This window comes from Gottfriedia sp. OAE603, assembly GCF_040543965.1.
Classification (GTDB): Bacteria; Bacillota; Bacilli; order Bacillales; family Bacillaceae_G; genus Gottfriedia; species Gottfriedia solisilvae.
Map to the genome: position 1 here is coordinate 3,482,962 of NZ_JBEUNN010000001.1, position 23,501 is coordinate 3,506,462.

Here is a 23,501-nt window from a genome sequence, read left to right on the forward strand (position 1 = left end):
GTTGAGCGAAATAACTTACTTTGAGGTTACCTCAATAGTTATTGTCCGCTCAACAGCTTTAATTAATCACGATACATTAAAGAAACGTTCATACCAATTATCAATAAAATCAGATGCAAACGGTCCTTTTCGTTGATGAATCATTTCCTTTAAATAGCCCAAATTCTTTTTTAAGATTGGGTCAATAATCGGAGGATAATTCATCTCTTGTCGATGATTTTCATATTCATCTTCATCTAACAGCACGTAAGTCATGTCTGGAAATACTTTAATATCAAGATCGTAATCAATATACTTTATGGCACCATCTTCGAAGACAAACGGTGAGCTAACATTACAATAATAATAAACTCCATCTTCTCTAATCATCCCAATGACATTAAACCAATAATCCATATCAAAGTAACAAATTGCAGGCTCTCGTGTAACCCATGTTCTTCCGTCCGATTCAGTTACAAGTGTGCGATCATTTGCGCCAATTACTAACTGCTGCGTCCCTTTTAAAATGGTTGTCTCTTCCCATATACGATGAATATGTCCGTTATGTTTATAGCTATGTATTTGAATTTTTTCTCCCGGCTTGGGAACGTTCATATGTTCTCCCTTCTTTCTAGTGTGGACGCATTTCAACACTTTATTTATACTTTACATCTACTATTATAACTAGTTCTCTTCCATTTTTAAACAAAAGGGAATGCAATTTGGTCATATGGCGCAAAAAATTATTTTAAGGCTAGCTTTTTTTCCTCTGAAAAAGACTTAATAATTTGTTGAGTTTGTAATAAAAAGGTGTTTTGGATTGCTTTTAATTCACTTCTCATTATATGAATTTCATCCTGAATGGAAGACAATTTTGATAAATCCTCTAGTTCAAAAAGCTGATTTTCAATTTCTTGACATCGTTCAATTTCTTCTTGAATCTTAATTAATTGATCCATCGTTTGTAGTTGTCGACTAACCAATTCGTCGAATACTTGCATACCATTCACCATCCTTATTTCATTATTACACTATTTCTTGAAAACTAACATAATCCCTTTGACTACATTTGGCGATATTTGACTTTTATATGAATATTGAATGAATTATTCTTTAAGGAGAGTTTTTTGAGGTAAAAAATACAAAGCTCGCTCATAAAAAAGACACCCTTACATAAAGGGTGGTCTTCAGTTTGTAGACAAAGTACAAAAACTAAGAGAATCAGACTGATTGAAAACGTTTGTCTTTCGAGGCGCAAACCAAATGAGGAGCGGAGTTACCTATAACGGTAATGAGCACCGCAAGCAGGCGAAGCAACGAAGAAAGCGAGCGTTTGTCAACAGTCTGAAGACAAAGTACAAAAACTAAGAGAATCAGACTGATTGAAAACGTTTGTCTTTCGAGGCACAAGCCGAATGAGGAGCGGAGTTACCTATAACGGTAATGAGCACCGCAAGCAGGCGAAGCAACGAAGAAAGCGAGCGTTTGTCAACAGTCTGAAGACAAAGTACAAAAACTAAGAGAATCAGACTGATTGAAAACGTTTGTCTTTCGAGACGCAAGCCGAATGAGGAGCGGAGTTACCTATAACGGTAATGAGCACCGCAAGCAGGCGAAGCAACGAAGAAAGCGAGCGTTTGTCAACAGTCTGAAGACAAAGTACAAAAACTAAGAGAATCAGACTGATTGAAAACGTTTGTCTTTCGAGACGCAAGCCGAATGAGGAGCGGAGTTACCTATAACGGTAATGAGCACCGCAAGCAGGCGAAGCAACGAAGAAAGCGAGCGTTTGTCAACAGTCTGAAGACACCCTTACGTAAAGGGTGTCTTCAATGTCTTCTTAAAGACTTTTTTATTCCACTAGACTGCATGATATCACATCAAGCAGGTAGACAAACTAAAGTAAGATTCTCACACTTACGTTCATTCATCCACAGCGCACCTCTAGTAATTTTCATTCATTATTGTTGGTTTTGTTGCCCAAAGTTTTTAGTAGCAGCTTTTTGAGCAGATTGTTGATTTGCTTCTCTTACTGCTTGTACATCAGTTGCAGATTCGTTAGCAAATTCTTGTCCAAAACCTTGTTGGTTTTGTTGTCTCACTTTTTCCAATGTTAGTTCCAGTTGCAGTTTTACCTGCAGTGAAATTTTGGTTATTATTGTTGTTTGCCATGTTTATCACCTCCACGAATAATATGATTACCAATCCTCAAAGAAATATGTAAAAAATTTACCTTCTTTTTTTGAGTAATGAAATGCTTCCGTGGAAAACTAAAAAAAAATGGGGGTATGAACATGTATGTAGGAAGAGATCTTTCTGAATTATCAATGACTCCAAAAACAGAGTGGAAAGATAGTGAACTTGAATATTTCCATCACTCTTTCCAACAAATTACTGGTTATCTTAGTGTTGAAGGTAATTCAATGCAAAAAGAGATTATTAAAGAAATTGAATCTCGAGGCGGTTTGCACAGAAGTGAAGCAGATTGGGGCCATGGTACTCGCCCTACTTATGATTGACAAAAAAATCCCAGTTCATTAGAACTGGGATTTTTCAATTTGTTGATAAATTTTCTGATGCACGACAGGAAATGGTAGGTTTTTACATTCTTCTAGAGAAACCCACTTGTGAGTTGTTAATGAATTGCTTTCTTTTATGGTATTTCCGACATAAACGTCAATTTTCCATATAAGATGTGTAAATACATGCTCGATACTAAAATGATATGCTAGCTCTTCTACTTCTATCTTATATTCTTCGGTTAAGAAAAATCCTAATGTATCGCCTTTAGAAAGTAAATTTGATTTTAATTCAGCTGTAGGAAATTCCCACATATTCGCTAAAAGCCCCGTTTGCGGTCTTTGCTGTATTAAAAATTTACCGTCATTGTTTTTTATTACACCAACTACAAGTTCAACTTGTTTTGGTGCTTTCTTTTTACTCTTAATTGGTAATTCGTTCACTAATCCACTTTCAAACGCCATACACTGCTCTCTAACTGGACATAATAAACATGCAGGATTCGTTGGTGTGCAAATTAAAGCTCCTAATTCCATCATCCCTTGGTTAAATGCTGACGGATCTTCATGACTAATTAAAGCTCTCACTGCTTGTTCAAATATTTTTCGATTTTTAGGAACGCCTATATCCTCTCGAATTGTTAAAATTCTTGAAAGGACCCTCATTACATTTCCATCTACAGCCGGTTCTGGAATTCCATATGCAATACTTAGGATTGCACCAGCAGTATATGGTCCAACACCTTTTAATTTACTTATTCTTTCAGGTGTATTTGGTACTTGTCCATTGTATACTTCATGAACTTCTCTTACTGCAGATTGTAAATTTCGAGCTCTAGAGTAATACCCTAAACCTTCCCATGCCTTTAATACTTTTTCCTCTTCAGCATTCGCCAAATCTGCAACTGTAGGGAACAGTTGCATAAACTTATTATAAAAAGGGATGACTGTTTCAACTCTCGTTTGTTGGAGCATAATTTCTGAAACCCACACTCTATACGGGTCTTTATTTAATCTCCAAGGTAAATTTCTTTGTTCAGCTAAAAACCAATTAACTAAATTATTCTTAAAATCAATTTTTGGGAAAACTTCTAATGTATGCTGTAAATCACTATTCATATTTTAATACCTTTCTATGACGTCTATATATATTTTAACAGTTGTTTATACTAAAGAAATAACTAAGGTAAGCAAAGGGAGGAACCAAATGGATACTGGCACTCATCTTGTAATGGGTTTTACACTAGGAGGAATAGCAACATTAAGCCCTGTCGTGTTAAATGACCCACACTTAACAAATGCATTATTACTTACAACCATTATTGGATCTCAATTACCTGACAGTGACACAATACTTAAATTAAAAAACAATGCAAAATACTTAAAGCACCATCGTGGAATTACTCATTCAATTCCAGCTGTTATTGGTTGGACTTTAGCGTTATCAATTATAATGACTATATTTAATCACCGTGACCACTTTGGTATCTTCTTATTTTGGTCTTTTATAGCCGTAAGTGTCCATGTGTTTGTCGACTTATTCAATGCATATGGTACCCAAGCCTTAAGGCCATTTTCTAATCGATGGATTGCCTTTGGAATAATCAATACTTTCGATCCATTTATATTCGTTCTTCATTTAATCGGCGTACCGTTTGTAATATTTCATTTTAAAGCTGGCCCAATTTGTATACTATTGTATATTATCATGGTATTTTATTACGCATTTAGATATCGACAAAAACGAATCGTCATACAAACAGTTTACAATAAACTACCTAAAGCGAAGCATGTCTATGTATCGCCTTCTATAAAATACACTCATTATCATATTGTCGCAAGTACAGATACGCATCATTACGTTGGTAAAATTAAACAAAGAAACTTTACAATACACGATGAATTCAAAAGAATTCCATTACCAGTTATTGAAGATGTAAAAGCAGCCTTTAAAGACGAAAACGTCAAATCCTTTTTAGCGTTTTCACCTGTATATATCTGGGAACTAATCGGCCACGATGATCATAAAGAACTTCGACTAATCGACCTAAGATATCGAACCGACACATACTATCCATTTGTAGCCGTCGTAAAATTCGACTATGACCACCACATCATCAGCTCATTTACAGGCTGGATATTCAGCGAAAAAAAACTACAAAAAAAATTGAAAATGGACTGAAAAGTGGAGACGACTGTTTAGCTCCGACAAGCATAAAACTTAAACAAAAAATAAAAAACGTTAGAAAGTCCTACTTAGGAACTCTCTAACGTTTTTTAATGAAGTCGATTATCTTTTGACTCTTCAATATGATAACCAGGTGGCTTCGCAATCTTTAGTTCAGTTTCATGTAGGTATTTTCCGTACTGGTAAATGAACTGAGTAACAACTTTTTTTGACATTTGTTCACCATGATATTCTCCTGCTTTTGCGTATGTTGCTTCAAAATCTTCCCAAAGCCATTCTACCCAAACTTTTGCTTGTGAATATGTTAAATGACTATTTTCTTTTAAAAGTAATTCTGTTAACTGCTCCAAATATTTCTCCATAAATTACACCTTCCAATATTTAAACTTGTGTCATTCGTTTTATATGCACTCATTATGGTCATCATAATGGTGATGGTTCATATCATCGTGTTAGCTTTTATTATTAGGGGGGCTTTACGTTGACAACTAAAAGTGAACAATTTTCAAAACAGAAACATGATATGAAAATTGATGGTGGAATTGATTACAAATCCAAAAATGCATCGATCAGACCAAATGGGACTATTAATACAAATCCACAAGAGCGTATGGCTAAAAGTAATCAAGAGTAATCTTATTTGATTAATTAAAATTAGAAATTGAAAACCAGGGGTTACATTTTCCCTGGTTTCTTTAATAAAGAAATTGGAATTCCTATTTCTTCTTCACTTGTACTTTTATACCCCCATGCAAATATACCGTTCATGTAAGTTATTGCAAATACAACACCAGGTTCTTCTATTAATTCGTATTGTTCACCAGGAATAAATTCACTTGGATCTAATAAATATGATTGAGCCATTGTTTTTTTACGTAAAATTACTTCCAACTCATTGATCATATCCATTTGTTCGGCTTTTCTAGCTTGATTGGTTAAATCATTGATTTCTTGAATCAATTCTTCCTTCGTTAAATCACTATAGCGTTTTGGAATTTGCATTTATTTACTCCTCTGACTAAAATAAGTTAGTTTTATTATACCAATATCATTCTAAAGCAAAAAGAAGAAAGGTCACTTTCATAACGAAAAATTAAATTAATTAACTTTCAGTATTCAATTATTCATTTTCTTCTTCTAAAAATTGCAAAGCCCTTTCAATCAATTCGATTGAGAATCCTTTACGAAATAAGGCTGATTTCATTTTTTGCTTGTATTCCCAATCACTTAAACCGTCGAATTTCCTTTTGGCTTTACGTGCATGAACCAGTAAAGCACTTAATTCTTCATCTTCATCACTCTGATAATTTGTTTCTTCAATCGCAATTGAAATAATTGAAGCAGAAAAACCTTTACGTCTTAACAGGTCTTCAAGTTTTATCTTTTTTTGAGCTGTAGAATATCGATTAAATGATGCAATCTTTTTTTGACAAAGCTGCATTGCATGGTCAACCTGTGATTCCATCGAATATTGCTTCAAACTATTTTCGATTACTGGCTTAGTTATACCTTTTGTTAATAATTCATTTCGAATAATTGTCGGTCCTTTTAATGATGTATTAACTGAAGTTCGTACATAACTATCCGCATATTTTGATTCGTTTATATAACCTTCTTCTTCTAATCTCATAATGGTTGTTTCAATCGTATCGTTAGTATGTTCTTGTTTAAGTAAATATTGTTCAATCTCTTTTTTAGTTCTCATCATTCTAGATAAGTATACAATACTAGCTAAGTACGCTTTTCTTAATTGATCAGCATGTATAATTTCTTCTAACTCAAACTGTTCAAAGGACATACCTTTTTTTAAATTAAACTTCACTAGTGTATCAGCATCAACACTAAATGAATATTCCTCACCTTTTCCGCTATCAGTGTAAATATTAAAACGTTCTTTATTTAGTTTTTGTACTTGGATTTTCGTTATAATAGTCATAAATTACCTCTAAAATTTTTTCGATTTATTATACACATAAAAAAAATAATATCATATGATGAATTAAGGAGATGAATGGATGAATATTCTTCTTACAGGTGGTACAGGTTTTATTGGGTCTCTTTTAGTAAAAGAGTTAATACGAAAAGAATATCATTGTTATGTTGTTACGAGAAGTCATACTGATTCGCTAATCCCACAAGTTACTTTTATTACTTGGGAACAGTTCACTTCAAATTCTTTTGATGAACCAATTAATGTAGTTATTAATTTGGCAGGGGAATCAATTAACAGTGGTAGATGGACGAATTCTGTAAAAGACAAAATTCTACAAAGTCGTATACAATCTACTTCAAAACTAATTACGTGGTTAGAAAGACAAGCCCATCGGCCAAACCTGCTTATTAACGCAAGTGCCATCGGATTTTACGGTACCTCAGAAACTAAAACTTTTACAGAGAATGACAAGCCTACTTCTACTGACTTTTTAGCTACAACTGTTCGCACTTGGGAGAACGTTGCAACAAAAGCAGAAGAATTAGGTATTCGTACTGTTTTAGCTAGATTTGGAATTGTTTTAGGCTTAGAAGGTGGCGCACTTCCCAAAATGATTTTGCCTTATAAGTTGTTTATCGGAGGCCCAATTGGTAGTGGTTCACAATGGATGTCTTGGATCCATCTGAAAGATGTTGTAGGTTTAATAGTTCATTCTATTGAAAACAAAGAAATTCACGGTCCTATGAATTTCGTATCACCAACTCCCGTAACAATGAAAGAGTTCAGCAAAATACTTTCAAAAAGTCTGAATCGACCAAACCTGCTAAAGGTACCTGAATTTGCACTTCAAATGTTACTAGGAGAAATGAGTATGTTGATTTTAGAAGGCCAAAAAGTTTCACCAACAGTAGCAATACAAACTAATTATAACTTTCAATTTACATCTTTAAAAGATGCATTAGATTATACTTTAAAATAGATTTTTGAAAGGATTTATCATGAATTTATTATTTAAAAACGCAACTATTTTTCCTATTACTTCACAGGTTTTGTACAATCATGACCTTTATATTGAAAATGGGAAAATAAAAGAAATTGCACCTGAGATATCTGTTTTAGAAGACCAAACGATTATTATAGAATGTTCGGGAAAGCCACTATTCCCTGGATTTATTGATGTGCACACTCATCTAGGTCTTTACGACGAAGGAACAGGATGGGCTGGTAATGATGCAAACGAAACGATCGACATTCTTACACCACATATTCGTTCTTTAGATGGAATTTTGCCTCTAGATGTAGCATTTAGTGATGCTAGACAACATGGTATTACAACGGCTCACATCATGCCTGGCAGTGGAAATGTCATCGGTGGCACAACTTGTACAATTAAAACATATGGTACTAATATCGATGAAATGATTATCCAAGAGCCTTCGGGACTAAAAATTGCATTTGGGGAAAACCCGAAACGAATTCATAGCAATGGAAATAAAGAATCAATTACTAGAATGGGAATAATGGGGATGCTTCGAGAGGCATTTTATGAAGCGAAAAACACTCATAACCCTGATGATTTTAGATTTTTACCAATTCTTAAGGCGTTAAATAGAGAAATCCCAGTTAGAATACATGCTCACCGAGCCGACGATATATTATCAGCTATTCGTTTAGGTGATGAATTTAATTTAGATATACGAATTGAACATTGTACGGAAGGTCATCTGATTGTTGACCATCTTAAGAATCGTGACCTTCAAGTGTGTGTAGGTCCAACACTAACGAGACGTTCAAAAATCGAATTAAAGAATAAATCCTGGTCTACATACAAAGTTCTTGCTGATGCTGGTGTAAGTGTATCTATTACGACAGATCACCCTTATACACCAATCCAGTATTTAAATGTATGTGCAGCAATTGCAGTTCGAGAAGGTTTATCAGAACAAGAAGCATTAAAAGCCATTACAATAAATCCAGCTAAAAATCTAAATTTATCCCATAGAATTGGTAGTTTAGAAGTAGGAAAAGACGGCGATATTGTACTATGGTCACACCATCCATTTCACTATTTGGCAAAGCCTTTATTAACTGTCATAGATGGTAGAATCGTGTATAAAAACCTCGAATAAAATTTGTTTGCAATTTGAAAAAAATAGTTTATTATATTAAAGTAAGATTTTATGTGATTTATAAAATAGATAGTCTTAACCACTATTCTCATATAGTTTTTTTACGGGAAAGGCAAATGGTGAGCCACCAGTTTTCGCTGGTCCTAGTGGGTTCGATTCCCACCCCGAAATTTTAGGGTGCATTAAAACATTATTTCAAATTTACTCAATATTTTAATGTACTTCAACGGACAAAACGTCAAAAGTTTGTCCTCACAAAAATTTCGCGGGTGGCGTAACCTTTTTTCGCTACCCCTATTAGGAGGAGTAGAGATGCTAAAACAGCGAGATTTACAAGATTGTTCTATACTTTTTGAACTAATGGCGCATCCTGATGTCTTTCCTTTTGTGCGCCATAAAGCGAATTCTTACGAAGAATTTTTATTTATCACAAGGCAAGCCATCGAACTAGAAGAACAAGGTAAAATGATCTCTAGAACGATTATGGATGAATGGGGTAACCCGATTGGAAATATCTCTTTACATGATATTGAAGACGGTTATGGTTTCTTAGGCACATGGTTGGGCAAGCCCTACCATGGAATGGGATATAATAAACCAGCTAAGGATGCATTCTTTCACGAGTTATTTCATGAACAAGGAATAAACTCTATTTTTATGCGCATTCGTAAGGTTAATAAACGCTCTTTTTATGCTGCAAGCAAATTACCATATGCATCATTAGCTAATGAGACACGTTCATGCCTTTATAACGAAATCAATCAAAATGAAGAAATCTATGATTTATTTGAAATTACAAAAGATAACTATTTATTGCATACATTACGTGAAGATTATCAACAGCTTGAAGTTACTCACTTAAAAGAAGCATAATTTTTTTGTATATCCTCCACAAGAAATGGCAAGACTTACTAAGGATTTTATAACTTAGCGAGGTGTTTATTGTGGATAAGAGAAAGCAAGATAAAACTAGAAAATATTTAAGTGCTACACAGGAAGTTTTATATGCAAAAGAATTTAAGAGAGCAGACCGTGCTGCAGGTTATAAATATAATGGTATTGGCAAATAATGTTGAGATGAAGGGCTTCTAAATCCAGAAGCCCTTTTATTATATTTAAATAATGAAAAATAGATCATTTCTACATAAAATCATTCTTAAAAAAACAAAGTTTATCTGAACAATATTATTCTTACATTTGACCCTTTTCATTTCTCTACGTTATCCTTCATGGAAAATATTATATGGTTGAAAACTTGTATTCATTACATCAAATTTGGAAAATAATGAACTAATTCATTTCTACTGTATCTAATATAAAGATCGAGGATTGTCTAACGTTATATTCTTTACTTAACTTCTCTTTAAAAGTAGCTAGTACAACATCAAAATGATCTGGATCTCCTCTAAGTAAAGAGCGTCCCTCTATTCCACCTTTTTCATCGATTAAAATATACCAAGAAACTCGATATTCATTCACCCAATTCACCCTTTTTTCGAATTATTCATATACGATAAAAACTGAATAAGTATTTCCATCAGTATATTCAAGGGGTGTGAATAAATAGTAGTCGATTACCTATATAAAAAGAAAAAGCTAATCATTAAGATTAGCTATCTCAAACTATTTCAGTTATGACATTCTTTATGATAATAATTTATATGCTAATTTTACAGTTTCCTCCGAAGGTGTCTGAATTTCTTCCAATGGATATTTCAGTCCTAAAGCCTTCCATTTATAAACGCCTAATCGATGATACGGTAGTACTTCAATTTTCTCGACATGATTTAGTGTTTTAATAAAGCTTCCTAGATTTTGTAAATCCTCAGGAGTATCCGTAATACCTGGAACAAGTACATGTCTAATCCATATTGGAACTTTTTTCTCATTTAGATATAAAGCAAATTGTTTAATCTGTTCATTAGGTTTACCCGTTAATTTAATGTGTTTTTTTGAATCAAAATGTTTTAAATCTAACAATACTAGGTCAGTATATTTCAATACTTCATCTAATGGATCAAGAAATGAACGATCAAAACTAAAGCAACCACCTGATGTATCAATCGTTGTATGAATTTTTGCTTTTTTACATTCTTTAAGTAACTCTAAAAGAAAATCAAGTTGCAATAATGGCTCTCCGCCACTGATTGTAATCCCTCCACCCGATGCTTTCATGAAGGGAATATACGATTTTACATCCTTCATTAACTCTTCAACAGATACAGCCTTACCCTCACCAATATTCCATGTATCTGCATTATGACAATACTGACATCTTAATAAACAACCTTGCGTAAAAACAACATAACGAATTCCAGGTCCATCAACTGTTCCACAGGTTTCTATTGAATGGATGTTTCCCACCATTTAACCATTCACCTCTTTTGGATCTTTAAGTCTTTACTTTATCTTGTATTATGCTTGTCGGAGCTGAACAGTAGCCTCCACTTTTCTATTTCACATACTGTCATGGAATGTTCGGTTGATGACGTCGATTTGTTGTTCTCTGGTTAATTTTATGAAGTTAACTGCGTATCCAGATACTCTGATTGTTAGTTGTGGATATTCTTCTGGATGTTCCATTGCGTCAAGGAGTGTTTCTCGATTGAATACGTTGACATTGAGATGGTGTCCACCCTTTTCTGTGTATCCATCTAGCATGGCTACTAAGTTGAGGATTCTTGTACTTTCTTCTTTTCCTAAAGCATTTGGTACAATTGAAAATGTATTTGAAATTCCATCTTGTGAATCTTCATAAGGTAACTTTGCAACTGAGCTTAACGATGCTAATGCACCTTTTGTATCTCGGCCATGTAGGGGATTTGCACCTGGAGCGAATGGTTCACCTGCTCTACGACCATCAGGTGTGTTTCCTGTTTTCTTGCCATAAACAACATTAGAAGTAATCGTTAAGACTGAAGTTGTATGAACTGCATTGCGATACGTCTTGTGTTTTCTCACTTTTGCCATAAAGCTTTCTACTAATTCAACCGCAATGTCATCAACGCGATCATCATTGTTTCCATATTTAGGGTAGTCCCCCTCAATTTCAAAATCCACAACGATCCCATTTTCATCACGAATCGTTTTAACTTTTGAGTGTTTAATAGCAGATAATGAATCTGCACAAACTGATAAGCCAGCAATACCCGTTGCCATCGTTCTTTTTACGCCTAAGTCATGTAAAGCCATTTCAATACGTTCGTAACTATATTTATCGTGCATATAGTGAATACAATTTAATGTATTTACATATAAGCCTGCTAACCAATCTAATACAATATCAAACTTAGATTTTACTTCATCGTAGTCAAGATACGCTGTAGAAACAGGGGCGTAAGCTGGCCCAACTTGGACTTTTAATTTCTCATCTAAACCTCCATTAATGGCATATAATAATGCTTTGGCTAAATTTGCTCGAGCACCAAAGAACTGCATCTGCTTCCCAATCGTCATTGCTGAAACACAACAGGCTATTCCATAGTCATCTCCATATTCTGGTCGCATAATATCATCATTTTCATACTGAATTGAGCTTGTTTTTATAGACATCTTTGCACAATATTGTTTAAATCCAACAGGCAAGTTCGTTGACCAAAGTACTGTTAAATTCGGCTCTGGTGCTGGACCAAGATTATCCAATGTATTTAAGAAACGGAATGAATTTTTAGTTACCAGTGGGCGGCCATTAATGCCAACTCCACCAATCGATTCCGTTACCCATGTTGGGTCTCCAGAAAATAATTCATTATAATCTGGTGTTCTAGCAAACTTTACTAATCGTAATTTCATAACAAAATGGTCTACTAATTCCTGAGCTTCGATTTCAGTTAAACTGTTCTCCTCCATATCTCTTTCTATGTAAATATCTAAGAATGAAGAAACCCTACCTAGACTCATCGCGGCACCGTTTTGTTCTTTAATTGCTGCTAAGTAGCCGAAATATAACCATTGAAATGCTTCAATTGCATTTGAAGCTGGTTCTGAAATATCAAATCCGTGTTTTGCAGCCATTTGTTTTAATTCTTTCAAAGCTCGGATTTGCTCATTTACTTCTTCACGTTCTCTTAATAATTCTTCAGACATGACACTACTCGTCATATTCAAAGCATTCGTCTTATCAGCTATTAATCTATCTATTCCATATAATGCAACTCTACGATAGTCTCCTATTATTCTGCCTCTACCATAGGCATCTGGTAAGCCAGTAATAACCCCTGAACGACGTGCCGCTTTCATTTCATTCGTGTACACATCAAATACACCCTGATTATGTGTTTTTCGATATTCAGTAAATATTTTACTTATTTCATCATCAACTTTATAACCATAGGATTCACAAGCTGCTTCTGCCATTCGAATTCCCCCAAATGGTTGTAGAGATCGTTTAAATGGTTCATCTGTTTGAACTCCTACAATTTTTTCTAACTCCTTATTTAAGTAGCCTGGCCCATGCGAAGTAATAGTTGATACAATTTTCGTATCCATATCTAAAACTCCACCCTTTTGGCGCTCTTCTTTTGATAATTGTAGTACCTGATCCCACAGCTCTTTTGTTGCGTGCGTTGGACCAGCTAAAAATGTCTCATCTCCTATATAGGGTTTAATGTTTAATTGAATAAAGTTCCTTACGTCAATCGATTTTTCCCAACGCCCACTTTCAAAATGTCTCCATTGATTCATCGCTTTACTCCTCCTCAGTCGAATTAATACAGAAAGCTCTCAATGTGTATAACAGATTACACACTTAATTTACCATATGATGTTAATTTGCTATCACATAGATTTTGTATATATTGTGAAATATTGAGCAAGTTTATTCGAAACACCTTATACGAAAAGATTTATTCTGCTCCAATCGTTTTTACTAAGAATTACCTTATTTAATTCATTCTCCAAAACTTTAAAGTTCTTACCTAAACTGTTATACTCAAAACATATAATCTGTATTATAAAATAACCCTCTCTTCCATAGACAAGACATTCACAAACAAAATATGTGATAATAATATGGTTAGTATAAAATAACTGAAAGTAGAGAACATTTTGAGGAAGTCAACATCCTTCTTTAACAGTGTCTTTAAATATAAAGGAGTATTTATGAATACACAAATCAATCTTTCTAATTCAATTAACGAGAAATTAAATACTATATATAAAAATCAACTACAAAAAGTATTACAAGATGAGCAATTACTAATTGGTACAAAACAATATGTATCCCAAGACTCTACAATTTTAGAAGATGCAATTACTGCACTATTACTTGGCAAAAATATTTTATTAAAAGGGCCTACTGGAAGTGGAAAAACAGTCTTAGCAGAAACACTTTCAAAATTACTTTATCAACCAATGCACAGTATAAATTGTTCAATTGATTTAGATTTAGAAGGTATCGTTGGTTACAATACGATTACTTCTACACCAAACGGATCTGAAGTTATCTTTATTGACGGTCCACTAATGAAAGCAATGAAAAAAGGACATATGTTATATATAGATGAAATTAATATGGCAAAACCTGAAACTTTACCTCTACTACATGGTGCTTTAGATTACCGTAAAATGATTACTAATCCATTTACACAAGAAGTAGTAAAAGGCGATGAAAACTTCCGCGTTATTGCAGCAATTAATGAAGGATATGTTGGGACAAGTGAATTAAACGAGGCGTTAAAAAATCGTTTTGTCATTATTGATGTGCCATATATTAACGGAGAATCTTTACTTCATCTTCTTAAGGAAGAATCTGAATTGCAAGACATGGATCTATTAAATAAATTTACGAGCTTCTCAAGTGATTTAATCCCGCTTGCTTCTGAAGGAAGAATTAGTGAAGACGCAGCAAGTATCAGAGGAATACTTGACGCATGTGATTTATCAGTCCATATCCCTGTTCTAAGAGCGATTGAACGTACAATTATCGCTAAGCTTAGTGACGATATTGAACGAGAAACTGTACGTGAACTAGCAGAAAGTTATTTTCTTTCTTGAAATGAGTGAAATCAGATGAAACATGTAGTATTTAATAATAAAAAAATAGATGCTTCCACCTTTTTACAAATGGAAAATTTATCGATTTCTCTTTCTAAAGATCCTCATGCTTTTTTGGAATTTGATTTCCAAGCATATTTTGACGACGAAGAACAAAAGTTTACTGTGAGTCATTTTTGGGACAATCAAGAACATCTAACCCAACTAAACGGATTAAAGTCTGATGTGTATTTAAAAGCATTAGGAAACAAACATCATACTGATTTTAAAGAGTTTAAAGATACGTTAAAGGAGTTACACGAGACTCATTTAAAAAGCTTTTTTACACAACTTTACGTGCTCCTTGAAGATATTCGGTTAGAAGAAATTATTGTTCGTCAAAGACCAGGAACAAGACAATTATTTTCTACCCGTAAAAATATATATAGACACTATTTCCAATCTCAATTTAAAGCAAATGAAATGCGTAATTTTCAGCTTGATCAATTATATTGTTTAATCTATTTATCGTTAACTTCAACACAGTTAACATATCAAACAAATGAACAATTAGAAGAAGTTCTACCACTCTTATTCCAAACGTTCGAAGCTAAAAAAACGAGTGATATTTCTTCCATTATATTTCAAGTCCAGCAGAGATTACTTCCTATATATAAGCAAGATATGATTCATACGTATTTTGGTTTTCTTCCATTAAATAAGTTAGCAGATACGACATCATGTAACAGTAAGGCAAAGGAATTACAAAATGATGACGAACAAGAAGGACTTGAAGAACGAAATAGTGAAGACGAAAAATTATCAACTTGGCATAGAGAAAGTAAAAATAATGAAAATGATGATAACTTTTTACGATTCGAAGTTGAGAGTGGAACAAAAACAGCCATAAAAGCAAACTTTGCTAGGGAGCAAGAAAGCCAAGATCAAGCAATTGGAAATGCATTTGGCTCATCCAAGCAAGGTGATCACAGGGACTCGAAGCAAACAGATGCAACTGAAACAGCAAATTCATCTAACAATAGTCACCAAAACCCATTTGGTAAATATAATAGTAATGTTTCAATCCAATATATTTCACCAAAACAGCAAACAATTGATGAAAAGAAACAATATTCCACTTTATCTGCAATTGTGTCAAAAGATGTCAAAGAGTTGCGTAAGACAATTGAAAAGTCATTAGAAAACAAGCAAAATGCTCCCTCTGATAAGTACTACGGTCGTCTAAATAAAAAATGGATCAAATTATTTACTGAAGATAAACCAAAAATGTTTTATAAAAAACAAACTGAGTCAAAAGAATTAGATGCTGTCTTTTATCTATTAGTTGATTGTTCAGGATCAATGTTTAATAAGATGGATGAAGTCAAAAAAAGTGTCATTCTATTCCATGAAACTCTAAAGCAATTAAAGATTTCACACAGTATAAGTGGATTTTGGGAAGATGCATCAAATGCATCAAAAGAAAATAAACCAAATATACTGCATCAGGTTATACCATTTTCACACTCACTATACCCTTCATCAGGACCAAATATCATGCAGTTACATGAGGAAGAGGATAATCGGGATGGATTAATGATTCGAATCGTTTCAGAGGAATTAGCTAAAAGACCTGAGAAGCATAAGTTTTTACTAGTTTTTACAGATGGTGAACCTTCTGCATTAGACTACTTCCAAGATGGAATTATCGATACCCATGAAGCTGTAAAACAAGCTAGAAAATTAGGAATTGAAGTAATTGGGACATTTATTGAAGAAGATGAACATCAAGATGAAACAGTACAATTAATGAAAAATATATATCAACATCACTATTTAATTGCTTCTGGTACGGAGGATTTAAGACTTCAATTAAAGCCTTTATTAAAAAAATTATTATTAAGAAGCATAGATTAAATAAGTTGTCCATAAAATGAAGAAGAAATAGGCATTTGATTTTTAATTGCCTATTTCTTTCATTTTTTGGGAATATTTAAATACTTTGTCGAACGGATTTACAATGTAAAAACGTACTTAGCTATTGATTTTTGATTTTAAAGGGAGTACGATAAATTTTGACGACTTAGAGAGAAGCATATTTTTAATAAAAGCTAGTGTATGACTGCTAGTTTGTTTTGTATTTAAGGGGGATTATAAGATGCCTACTTCATTAAAGGCAACATTTTCACGTGTACGTTTCGTATTACTAGTTGCATTAGTAGTTTGGCTAAAAACGTATTTAGTTACTCTTATTGGATTTGATTTAAAGATTGATACTATTTTCCAAAATGTAATATTATTTATTAGTCCATTAGCATCCTCACTATTTTTAGTAGGGTTTGCACTATTCTTTAAAGGCAATAAACGTAATACAATTGCTCTTTTCATCAATTTTGTACTAACTGCTATTTTATGTGGTAATGTACTGTTCTATGGATTCTTTAATGATTTTGTAACATTGCCTGTGCTATTTCAAACAAGTAATATGGGAGACTTAGGTTCAAGTGTAAAGGAATTAGCGAGTTTTAAAATTTTCTTTATGTTTGCCGATATCGTCATCCTTTATATCTTATTAAAAAAATATCCAAAACTTTCAAATACTGGTCGCGTTCCGGCTTTTATGAAATCAGCTTACTTTTTAGTCACTGTCGCTGTTGCAGTTGTTAACTTAGGTTTAGCAGAAATGGAACGACCTGAATTACTTACACGTTCTTTTGACCGTGAAATGCTTGTAAAAAACCTAGGATTATATGTTTATCAAGGTTATGACTTATCACTTCAGACAAAAACCTCTACACAAAAGGCTTTTGCTGATAGTAGTAAATTAACTGAGATTGAAAACTATGTAAATACTAATGGTGTAAAAACAAATGCCAAACTTTTCGGAAAATATCAAGGTAAAAACGTAATTGTTATTTCTCTTGAATCAATGCAAACCTTTACAATTGGTGCAAAAGTAAATGGTAAAGAAATCACACCGTTTTTAAATCAATACATTAAAGAAAGTTATTATTTTGACCACTTCTATCACCAAACAGGTCAAGGTAAAACATCCGATGCTGAATTTATCATTGATAATTCTTTATATCCTTTAGATCGTGGTGCTGTTTACTTCACTCATGCTAATAATGAGTTTATGGGCACTCCAGAATTATTAAAGGATAAAGGTTATTATTCAGCAGTATTCCATGCAAATAATAAAAGTTTCTGGAATCGAAATGTAATGTACCCTACTCTAGGTTATGATCGTTACTTTAATGAAGTAGATTACGATATTAATGATGAAAATTCTGTTAACTGGGGATTGAAGGATGAGGATTTCTTCCAACAATCATTACCTTTATTAAATCAATTAAAGCAACCGTTTTACTCTCGCTTTTTAACATTGTCTAATCATTATCCGTTTACACTAGATCCTGAAGATCAATATATTGATCAATTCAACTCTGGTGACGAAACATTAGATCGCTACGTAACGACGGTTCGATATATGGATGAATCAATTAAACATTTTATTGATGGATTAAAATCTTCGGGTCTATACGATAATACAATTATTGTCATGTATGGTGACCATTACGGTATATCAGAGAATCATAATAGAGCAATGGCTCAATTCCTTGGTAAAGAAGAGATCACTCCTTATGATCACATGGACTTACAACGTACGCCATTAATTATTCATTTACCAAAACAAGAAACTGGTAAAACAATTTCAAAAATTGCTGGCCAAATCGACGTAAAACCTACTATTCTACATCTACTAGGGGTCGATACTAAAACTGATATTGAATTCGGAAAAGACTTATTTAGTCCAAATCATCCTGAATTTACAGTTTTCAGAGATGGTAGCTTCGTAACAAGTAAATATTATTATGTAGCTGGGTCTACTACCTTCTACGATCGATTTACTGGTGAAAAAGTTGAAGTTGAGGAACAAGAGTCTAAACAATTAATCGACAAAGCGAAAAAAGAATTAACGCTATCTGATAACATTGTATATGGTGACTTATTCAGATTCTATACCAATAACAAATATAAAACTGGTACAATGAAAACAATTACAGAACCAAATGAGTAAGAGGTGCTTTTACAAGCATCTCTTTTTGTTATAATATGGTAGTTATATAGGACATTTAAAATATTATATATATTTGCACTTTATATAAATTTTCGAAAAGGAGGACTTTACATTGTTTAGAAATTCAAAATTATTATTTTGGACGATTGAATTACTATTGTTATTTTTAGTATTATTTGTTGGAACGAAAATAACCTTCTTATTCCAACCAATCGCTATCTTAATTAGTACATTGTTCGCGCCAATACTTGTTTCAGTCTTTCTTTACTTCTTATTCGCTCCAATTATAGATTTCTTAGAGCGAAAAAAAATTCCGAGATCGATTGGTATTATCATTTTATATGTCGCATTGATTTTAATTGCAGTCATATCTACTGTTAATGTATTCCCGACTTTAATGGAACAGTTTAAAGATTTGGTAAATAAAATGCCAAGAATTGTGGATCAAACAACAAATCAACTTGGACTATTAGAAGACTGGTTAGGAAGCCAAAATTACGTCGAGATTAAAGATGTAGAACAAAAGATTGCAGATTATGCTGTTGTCTTTATTGGTGGGATTACAGGTGGAATCGGAGCCATTTTTAGTGTATTAAGTAATGTAACTTTAATTATCTTAACAGTTCCATTCATTTTATTTTACATGTTTAAAGATGGACACAAGTTCCCTAAAGCTATGTCTCGCTTTTTACCACCAAGTTTACGAAATGAAGCAATACATATAGCGAAAGAAACAAGTGAAACACTAGCTTCTTATATTCAGGGGCAAACGCTAGTTTGTATATTTGTAGGAATTGGTACATTTATCGGATATAGTATTATCGGTTTACAAAATGCTTTAATTTTAGGCTTAGTCGCAGCAATCACAAATATTATTCCTTATTTTGGACCATTTATCGGTGGAGCTCCTGCTGTTATTATTGCCGCTCTTATTTCACCAAAATTAGCTTTGCTTGTTGTACTGATTATATTAATCGTTCAACAAATTGACTCAAACTTAATCTCGCCTTATATCATGGGCAAAAAACTAAATATCCACCCTCTTACAATCATTCTTTTATTATTATTTGCAGGCAATTTTGCTGGCGTAATGGGTATGATTCTTGCTGTACCAACATATGCAATCTGTAAAGTAGTCGTCGTCAATATTTCAAGGATTATCCGTTTAAGAAAAAAAGCTAAATTTGCTGATAAAATAATAGATGATGAGATTGAAACAAACATTGAGATTAATATAAACAATGATGATCCTGAACTAAATAAAAAAGATTAATTTGAGCAAAAAAAGCCGGTAACTATGTATTTAAAATACAGCGTTACCGGCTTTTTTATCACTTCTAATTATTCTTCTCTCTGCTCAGCAGCCACTCTTTTCTCCATAATCCACCAGCATATCCTGTTAATTTACCATTGGATCCAATAATACGATGACAAGGCACGACTATACTCAATGGATTCCTAGCATTTGCGTTGGCAACCGCTCTAACTGCCTTTGGATTTCCAATTCGATTTGCAATATCAGCATACGAAGCAGTTTCGCCATATTGTATCTTTAATAATTCACTCCATACCTTTTCTTGAAATACAGTCCCTTTTACTAAAGAGCGTATCGTAAATTCTTTTCGCTTTCCATTAAAATATTCATTCATTTCATTTGCTGCATCTATTAAACTAGAAGGCACTCCCTTATTAGGTATCACTTCGTTTTCTTTCAAAAAATCAATAAATGCAACTCCTTCATTATTTCCAACTATTCTCATCATACCTAGTGGTGTATTTATATAAGCTGTTTCTAACTCCATACTTGCCTCCTTATATTGATGAACTAAGCTTAGCTTGTACTCGTTAAAAATATTATATCAGTTTCATGAAAGTACTCTTTCTTAATTGAAAATAAAAAAGCATTACTTCCCCTAAATTAGGAATCATGCTTCTAAATTGTTACATTCTATTTCGTATTGAACCTATAATGAGATTACTTAGTTCAATTCATTTAAATTAATCATCGGATCCTAAAATATCTGTGTTAGGGGGTTCATATCCCATCATACGTGCCATGGATACAATTTGTCCTTTATGATGATATTCATGTGTGATTGTATGCATCAATAATTTTCGAGGCGTCATAGAAATGACTTCAGTAGCAGCTCTCCAAGGAATTGACTGTTGAATCGGAACATCCATTTGTTCAGAGAATGTTTCGAAAAACTCATTTAAGGTTGCATCTACTTGATCAAAACGTAGCTTAATATCATTTAGACTAACATGAATGACAAATTCCTTTGGCGTAATAGGTTTCGTTGTTTTTTGTAGAATAAAAGAACCAATCCATGCGTGATAACAATCTGCCACGTGTACTAATGTTTCTTTCATACTTTGAAAACCAAATCCATCAATTCTTCGAATAAGATCATTTTCTTCTATTTTACTACAAAAATCTAGCAGTACCTTGCGATTTTGTTTAACCCATTGATACTCTTTTTTATTCATTTTACACCTCTCAAAAAATAATGATTCATTGTGAATGTAGACGACTTTTTTAGGTCATCAAACATTATTTACTAGGAAGAAAACGATTCGTTAAGAATGTATTCATTATATCATTTTTAAATAATTCATAATCAAATTGAAAAGCGACACTATGTGTTTTATATTTTGGGTCTGGTGTAGCTCGCAAATCTGCAATACTTTGACCAAACCCTTCACCTTGGTCGGGAATTACTTTTATAGGCACTTTTGACAGACCTACGGCATTTGGATGCAATAAATACCAAACTGTTAAAAAGTCATGTATAGGACTTCCTTCAATACCTGGATTTGATTTTGAATAAAAATTATAGTAATAATCTAACATTGGTTTAATAATCAACCCTGCTGGATCCTGAGTCACTTGATGAAAATCATTAATTTGATTTACCATTTCTGGCGTAACAATCGCATGTTGAGTTACATTTAATGGAATAATCGTTAAATTTTTTGCGTATTGTACAATTAAATTAGCAGCATAAGGGTCCAAATGAAAGTTTGCTTCAGCTACTGCAGTCACATTTCCAGGGTAAAAGAAAGCACCACCCATGCAAATGTATTCTTTCACATTTTCCATTATTTCTAAATTTAATACGAATGCTGTTGCCAAAGAAGAGAGTCTACCTAGATTAATAATCGTTAAGTTTTCTAAATCAATATTTTTCATATGATACATTTCACTAATAGGATATACAGGATAATTAATTTTTGGAGGAATGATTGGCCCTAATCCTGCTTCCCCATGTACCTCAGGAAAAGTTTCCACACCAATTCCTGTTAATGGGATTGATGCACCAAGAAATACAGGAATCTCTTGTCTACCAGTAATATACTTTAAATAATTGATGTTCCATACAGCCTTATCTCTAGTTACATTACCATAATCGGCCACAATCCCTACTAGTTGTATATCTTTGCGAAAAAGGATATATAACATTGTAAATGCATCATCTATACCTAAATCAGTGAATAGGAGAACTTGTTTAACCATAGAGTTTCCTCCCAACTTCATATAAAAATGATCTCTACCTCTCTTATAAATCTCTACTACTTTATGTTTTGATCCAGATCCTCATTACAAAAATCCGTTTTCAACTCAGTATTTCATTGTTCTTTTAGAATGAACTGACCTTCATTTTTCCAACAAAAAAGGAAGCAACTAAGCTTCCTTTACACAAATAACTTTAGACTAACTTGAACAATCAATAATACTGATACTGAGATTAATAAAATCCTCGCAAGTTTAATTGGTACGTATTCTGCGAACCTTAGACCAACTTGATTTCCGATGATGGATGCAGCTGCCATTGTTATAGCAATTTTCCACTGAAAATGTCCAGTCATATAAAAAATAACGAAAGCTGATAAACAGCTTCCAAAATTCAATACTCTTGCCAATTGAACTGCATTTACATAAGTAAATCCTTTTTTGATAAAATATAAAATTGCAAAGGTAGATGAACCCGGTCCAAAACCACCATCATATATACCAATTCCAGTTTGAATACTCTTATCTACGAATGTTTGATGTTCAAAGTTTTCTTTATTCACAGTTTCGTAGTTCCACTTTTTACTAGCGAACGTTAGCCAGAGTGACCCAGATAATAAAACGAGTGCGACAATATTCATTACATGTTCATCTAACATACTTGTAATATAAGCGCCAATTCCTCCACCAATGATAGAAACAATTATAAATTGAACGATTAAAGAATACTTGAAATCTTTTTTTCGAATTGTATAAAGTATACTACTGAATGATCCTAATCCTGAAGCAAACTTATTAGTAGCAATTCCCGTCTGAATAGGAATTCCTAAAAAAATCATAATTGGCAAGGTTATTAATCCTCCACCACCTGCTAAAGTTCCTACTATAGCTGCACCGATACCAAGAAAAAATAATAAACTTAAATATTCCATTTAACTATCCCCTTTTCTCTCTACCATTACTATACACAATTTCTATGGTAAGTGGGAAAGGAAAAACATCCTATATTATAAGCTATTTAAGTATGAGTTAGTTGATTACAACTCCAGATTGCTCCTTTTTCGTGGGCGTGGGTAGAGAATGGTGGGCATGCTATACCACGACGTCCTGTCATAACGTAACGCATGCATGACTCACATCCTGTTGCTCGTCCTTCCCATCTGCCACAAGAGCCACGCACCTTCC

At 33.3% G+C, this 23,501-nt stretch carries 24 protein-coding genes and 1 pseudogene; 11 read left to right on the plus strand and 14 right to left on the minus strand.

Annotation, left to right across the window (positions count from 1 at the left end; all coding sequences use genetic code 11):
* Positions 1-62: 62 nt before the first annotated feature.
* The 3 genes and pseudogenes from ntdP to ABID96_RS17790 form a co-directional block, all read right to left on the minus strand.
* Positions 63-594: pseudogene (ntdP, locus tag ABID96_RS17780) on the minus strand (nucleoside tri-diphosphate phosphatase).
* 128 nt (positions 595-722) lie between these two features.
* Positions 723-980, minus strand: coding sequence for a YgaB family protein (locus ABID96_RS17785; RefSeq protein ID WP_192603964.1), 258 nt, complete (start codon positions 978-980; stop codon positions 723-725).
* A gap of 960 nt (positions 981-1,940) precedes the next feature.
* On the minus strand, positions 1,941-2,090 hold the full coding sequence (locus ABID96_RS17790; protein WP_377897091.1) for a hypothetical protein: 150 nt from the start codon (positions 2,088-2,090) through the stop codon (positions 1,941-1,943).
* A 183-nt stretch (positions 2,091-2,273) separates the two neighbouring features.
* Here ABID96_RS17790 and ABID96_RS17795 point away from each other — a divergent pair, with 183 nt between their 5' ends.
* The gene (locus ABID96_RS17795; RefSeq protein ID WP_192603962.1) at positions 2,274-2,498 is read left to right on the plus strand and encodes a hypothetical protein; all 225 of its coding nucleotides are present in this window, start codon (positions 2,274-2,276) and stop codon (positions 2,496-2,498) included.
* An 18-nt stretch (positions 2,499-2,516) separates the two neighbouring features.
* Here ABID96_RS17795 and mutY read toward each other — a convergent pair whose 3' ends face one another.
* A complete protein-coding gene (mutY, locus tag ABID96_RS17800) occupies positions 2,517-3,617 on the minus strand; it encodes an A/G-specific adenine glycosylase (RefSeq protein WP_192603961.1) in 1,101 nt (366 codons plus the stop codon).
* 88 nt (positions 3,618-3,705) lie between these two features.
* On the opposite strand from mutY, the gene ABID96_RS17805 reads away from it, so the two are divergent.
* Entirely contained in the window at positions 3,706-4,680 is a 975-nt protein-coding gene (locus tag ABID96_RS17805; RefSeq protein WP_192603960.1) for a metal-dependent hydrolase, read from the plus strand.
* Positions 4,681-4,775: 95 nt separating this feature from the next.
* Here ABID96_RS17805 and ABID96_RS17810 read toward each other — a convergent pair whose 3' ends face one another.
* Positions 4,776-5,048 carry a YfhJ family protein gene (locus tag ABID96_RS17810; RefSeq protein ID WP_088002355.1) on the minus strand — a complete coding sequence of 91 codons (273 nt, stop codon included), beginning with the start codon at positions 5,046-5,048 and terminating at the stop codon, positions 4,776-4,778.
* Between the two features lie 119 nt (positions 5,049-5,167).
* Here ABID96_RS17810 and sspK point away from each other — a divergent pair, with 119 nt between their 5' ends.
* Positions 5,168-5,320, plus strand: coding sequence for a small acid-soluble spore protein K (sspK, locus tag ABID96_RS17815; RefSeq protein WP_192603959.1), 153 nt, complete (start codon positions 5,168-5,170; stop codon positions 5,318-5,320).
* Positions 5,321-5,361: 41 nt separating this feature from the next.
* On the opposite strand, the gene ABID96_RS17820 is transcribed toward sspK, so the two are convergent.
* Both ABID96_RS17820 and recX read right to left on the minus strand, forming a co-directional pair.
* Positions 5,362-5,688 carry a YfhH family protein gene (locus tag ABID96_RS17820; RefSeq protein WP_192603958.1) on the minus strand — a complete coding sequence of 109 codons (327 nt, stop codon included), beginning with the start codon at positions 5,686-5,688 and terminating at the stop codon, positions 5,362-5,364.
* A 118-nt stretch (positions 5,689-5,806) separates the two neighbouring features.
* Entirely contained in the window at positions 5,807-6,622 is an 816-nt protein-coding gene (gene recX / locus ABID96_RS17825) for a recombination regulator RecX (protein ID WP_192603957.1), read from the minus strand.
* Between the two features lie 79 nt (positions 6,623-6,701).
* Between recX and ABID96_RS17830 the strand changes: the two genes are divergently transcribed.
* The 4 genes from ABID96_RS17830 to ABID96_RS17845 all read left to right on the plus strand — a co-directional run bounded on the left by ABID96_RS17830 (position 6,702) and on the right by ABID96_RS17845 (position 9,818).
* Positions 6,702-7,598 carry a TIGR01777 family oxidoreductase gene (locus tag ABID96_RS17830; protein ID WP_192603956.1) on the plus strand — a complete coding sequence of 299 codons (897 nt, stop codon included), beginning with the start codon at positions 6,702-6,704 and terminating at the stop codon, positions 7,596-7,598.
* A gap of 16 nt (positions 7,599-7,614) precedes the next feature.
* A complete protein-coding gene (locus tag ABID96_RS17835) occupies positions 7,615-8,748 on the plus strand; it encodes an amidohydrolase (protein ID WP_483301376.1) in 1,134 nt (377 codons plus the stop codon).
* A gap of 312 nt (positions 8,749-9,060) precedes the next feature.
* Positions 9,061-9,621 carry a GNAT family N-acetyltransferase gene (locus tag ABID96_RS17840; RefSeq protein ID WP_192603954.1) on the plus strand — a complete coding sequence of 187 codons (561 nt, stop codon included), beginning with the start codon at positions 9,061-9,063 and terminating at the stop codon, positions 9,619-9,621.
* Between the two features lie 71 nt (positions 9,622-9,692).
* On the plus strand, positions 9,693-9,818 hold the full coding sequence (locus ABID96_RS17845) for a YfhE family protein (RefSeq protein ID WP_088002340.1): 126 nt from the start codon (positions 9,693-9,695) through the stop codon (positions 9,816-9,818).
* Positions 9,819-10,038: 220 nt separating this feature from the next.
* On the opposite strand, the gene ABID96_RS17850 is transcribed toward ABID96_RS17845, so the two are convergent.
* The 3 genes from ABID96_RS17850 to pflB all read right to left on the minus strand — a co-directional run bounded on the left by ABID96_RS17850 (position 10,039) and on the right by pflB (position 13,431).
* A complete protein-coding gene (locus tag ABID96_RS17850) occupies positions 10,039-10,227 on the minus strand; it encodes a hypothetical protein (protein ID WP_192603953.1) in 189 nt (62 codons plus the stop codon).
* A gap of 165 nt (positions 10,228-10,392) precedes the next feature.
* Complete coding sequence (pflA, locus tag ABID96_RS17855; protein ID WP_192603952.1) at positions 10,393-11,115, minus strand: pyruvate formate-lyase-activating protein; 723 nt, start codon at positions 11,113-11,115, stop codon at positions 10,393-10,395.
* Positions 11,116-11,205: 90 nt separating this feature from the next.
* On the minus strand, positions 11,206-13,431 hold the full coding sequence (pflB, locus tag ABID96_RS17860) for a formate C-acetyltransferase (protein WP_192603951.1): 2,226 nt from the start codon (positions 13,429-13,431) through the stop codon (positions 11,206-11,208).
* 417 nt (positions 13,432-13,848) lie between these two features.
* Between pflB and ABID96_RS17865 the strand changes: the two genes are divergently transcribed.
* The 4 genes from ABID96_RS17865 (at position 13,849) to ABID96_RS17880 (ending at position 20,075) form a co-directional block, all read left to right on the plus strand.
* A complete protein-coding gene (locus ABID96_RS17865; RefSeq protein WP_192603950.1) occupies positions 13,849-14,742 on the plus strand; it encodes an ATP-binding protein in 894 nt (297 codons plus the stop codon).
* A gap of 15 nt (positions 14,743-14,757) precedes the next feature.
* The gene (locus tag ABID96_RS17870) at positions 14,758-16,638 is read left to right on the plus strand and encodes a vWA domain-containing protein (RefSeq protein ID WP_192603949.1); all 1,881 of its coding nucleotides are present in this window, start codon (positions 14,758-14,760) and stop codon (positions 16,636-16,638) included.
* 241 nt (positions 16,639-16,879) lie between these two features.
* Entirely contained in the window at positions 16,880-18,802 is a 1,923-nt protein-coding gene (locus ABID96_RS17875) for an LTA synthase family protein (RefSeq protein ID WP_192603948.1), read from the plus strand.
* Between the two features lie 112 nt (positions 18,803-18,914).
* On the plus strand, positions 18,915-20,075 hold the full coding sequence (locus ABID96_RS17880) for an AI-2E family transporter (protein ID WP_192603947.1): 1,161 nt from the start codon (positions 18,915-18,917) through the stop codon (positions 20,073-20,075).
* Positions 20,076-20,139: 64 nt separating this feature from the next.
* Here ABID96_RS17880 and ABID96_RS17885 read toward each other — a convergent pair whose 3' ends face one another.
* The 4 genes from ABID96_RS17885 to ABID96_RS17900 all read right to left on the minus strand — a co-directional run bounded on the left by ABID96_RS17885 (position 20,140) and on the right by ABID96_RS17900 (position 23,248).
* A complete protein-coding gene (locus ABID96_RS17885) occupies positions 20,140-20,604 on the minus strand; it encodes a methylated-DNA--[protein]-cysteine S-methyltransferase (RefSeq protein ID WP_192603946.1) in 465 nt (154 codons plus the stop codon).
* 196 nt (positions 20,605-20,800) lie between these two features.
* Entirely contained in the window at positions 20,801-21,292 is a 492-nt protein-coding gene (locus tag ABID96_RS17890) for a DinB family protein (protein ID WP_192603945.1), read from the minus strand.
* A gap of 64 nt (positions 21,293-21,356) precedes the next feature.
* Complete coding sequence (locus ABID96_RS17895; protein ID WP_192603944.1) at positions 21,357-22,319, minus strand: nucleoside hydrolase; 963 nt, start codon at positions 22,317-22,319, stop codon at positions 21,357-21,359.
* 179 nt (positions 22,320-22,498) lie between these two features.
* The gene (locus ABID96_RS17900) at positions 22,499-23,248 is read right to left on the minus strand and encodes a sulfite exporter TauE/SafE family protein (RefSeq protein WP_192603943.1); all 750 of its coding nucleotides are present in this window, start codon (positions 23,246-23,248) and stop codon (positions 22,499-22,501) included.
* Between the last annotated feature and the right edge of the window lie 253 nt (positions 23,249-23,501).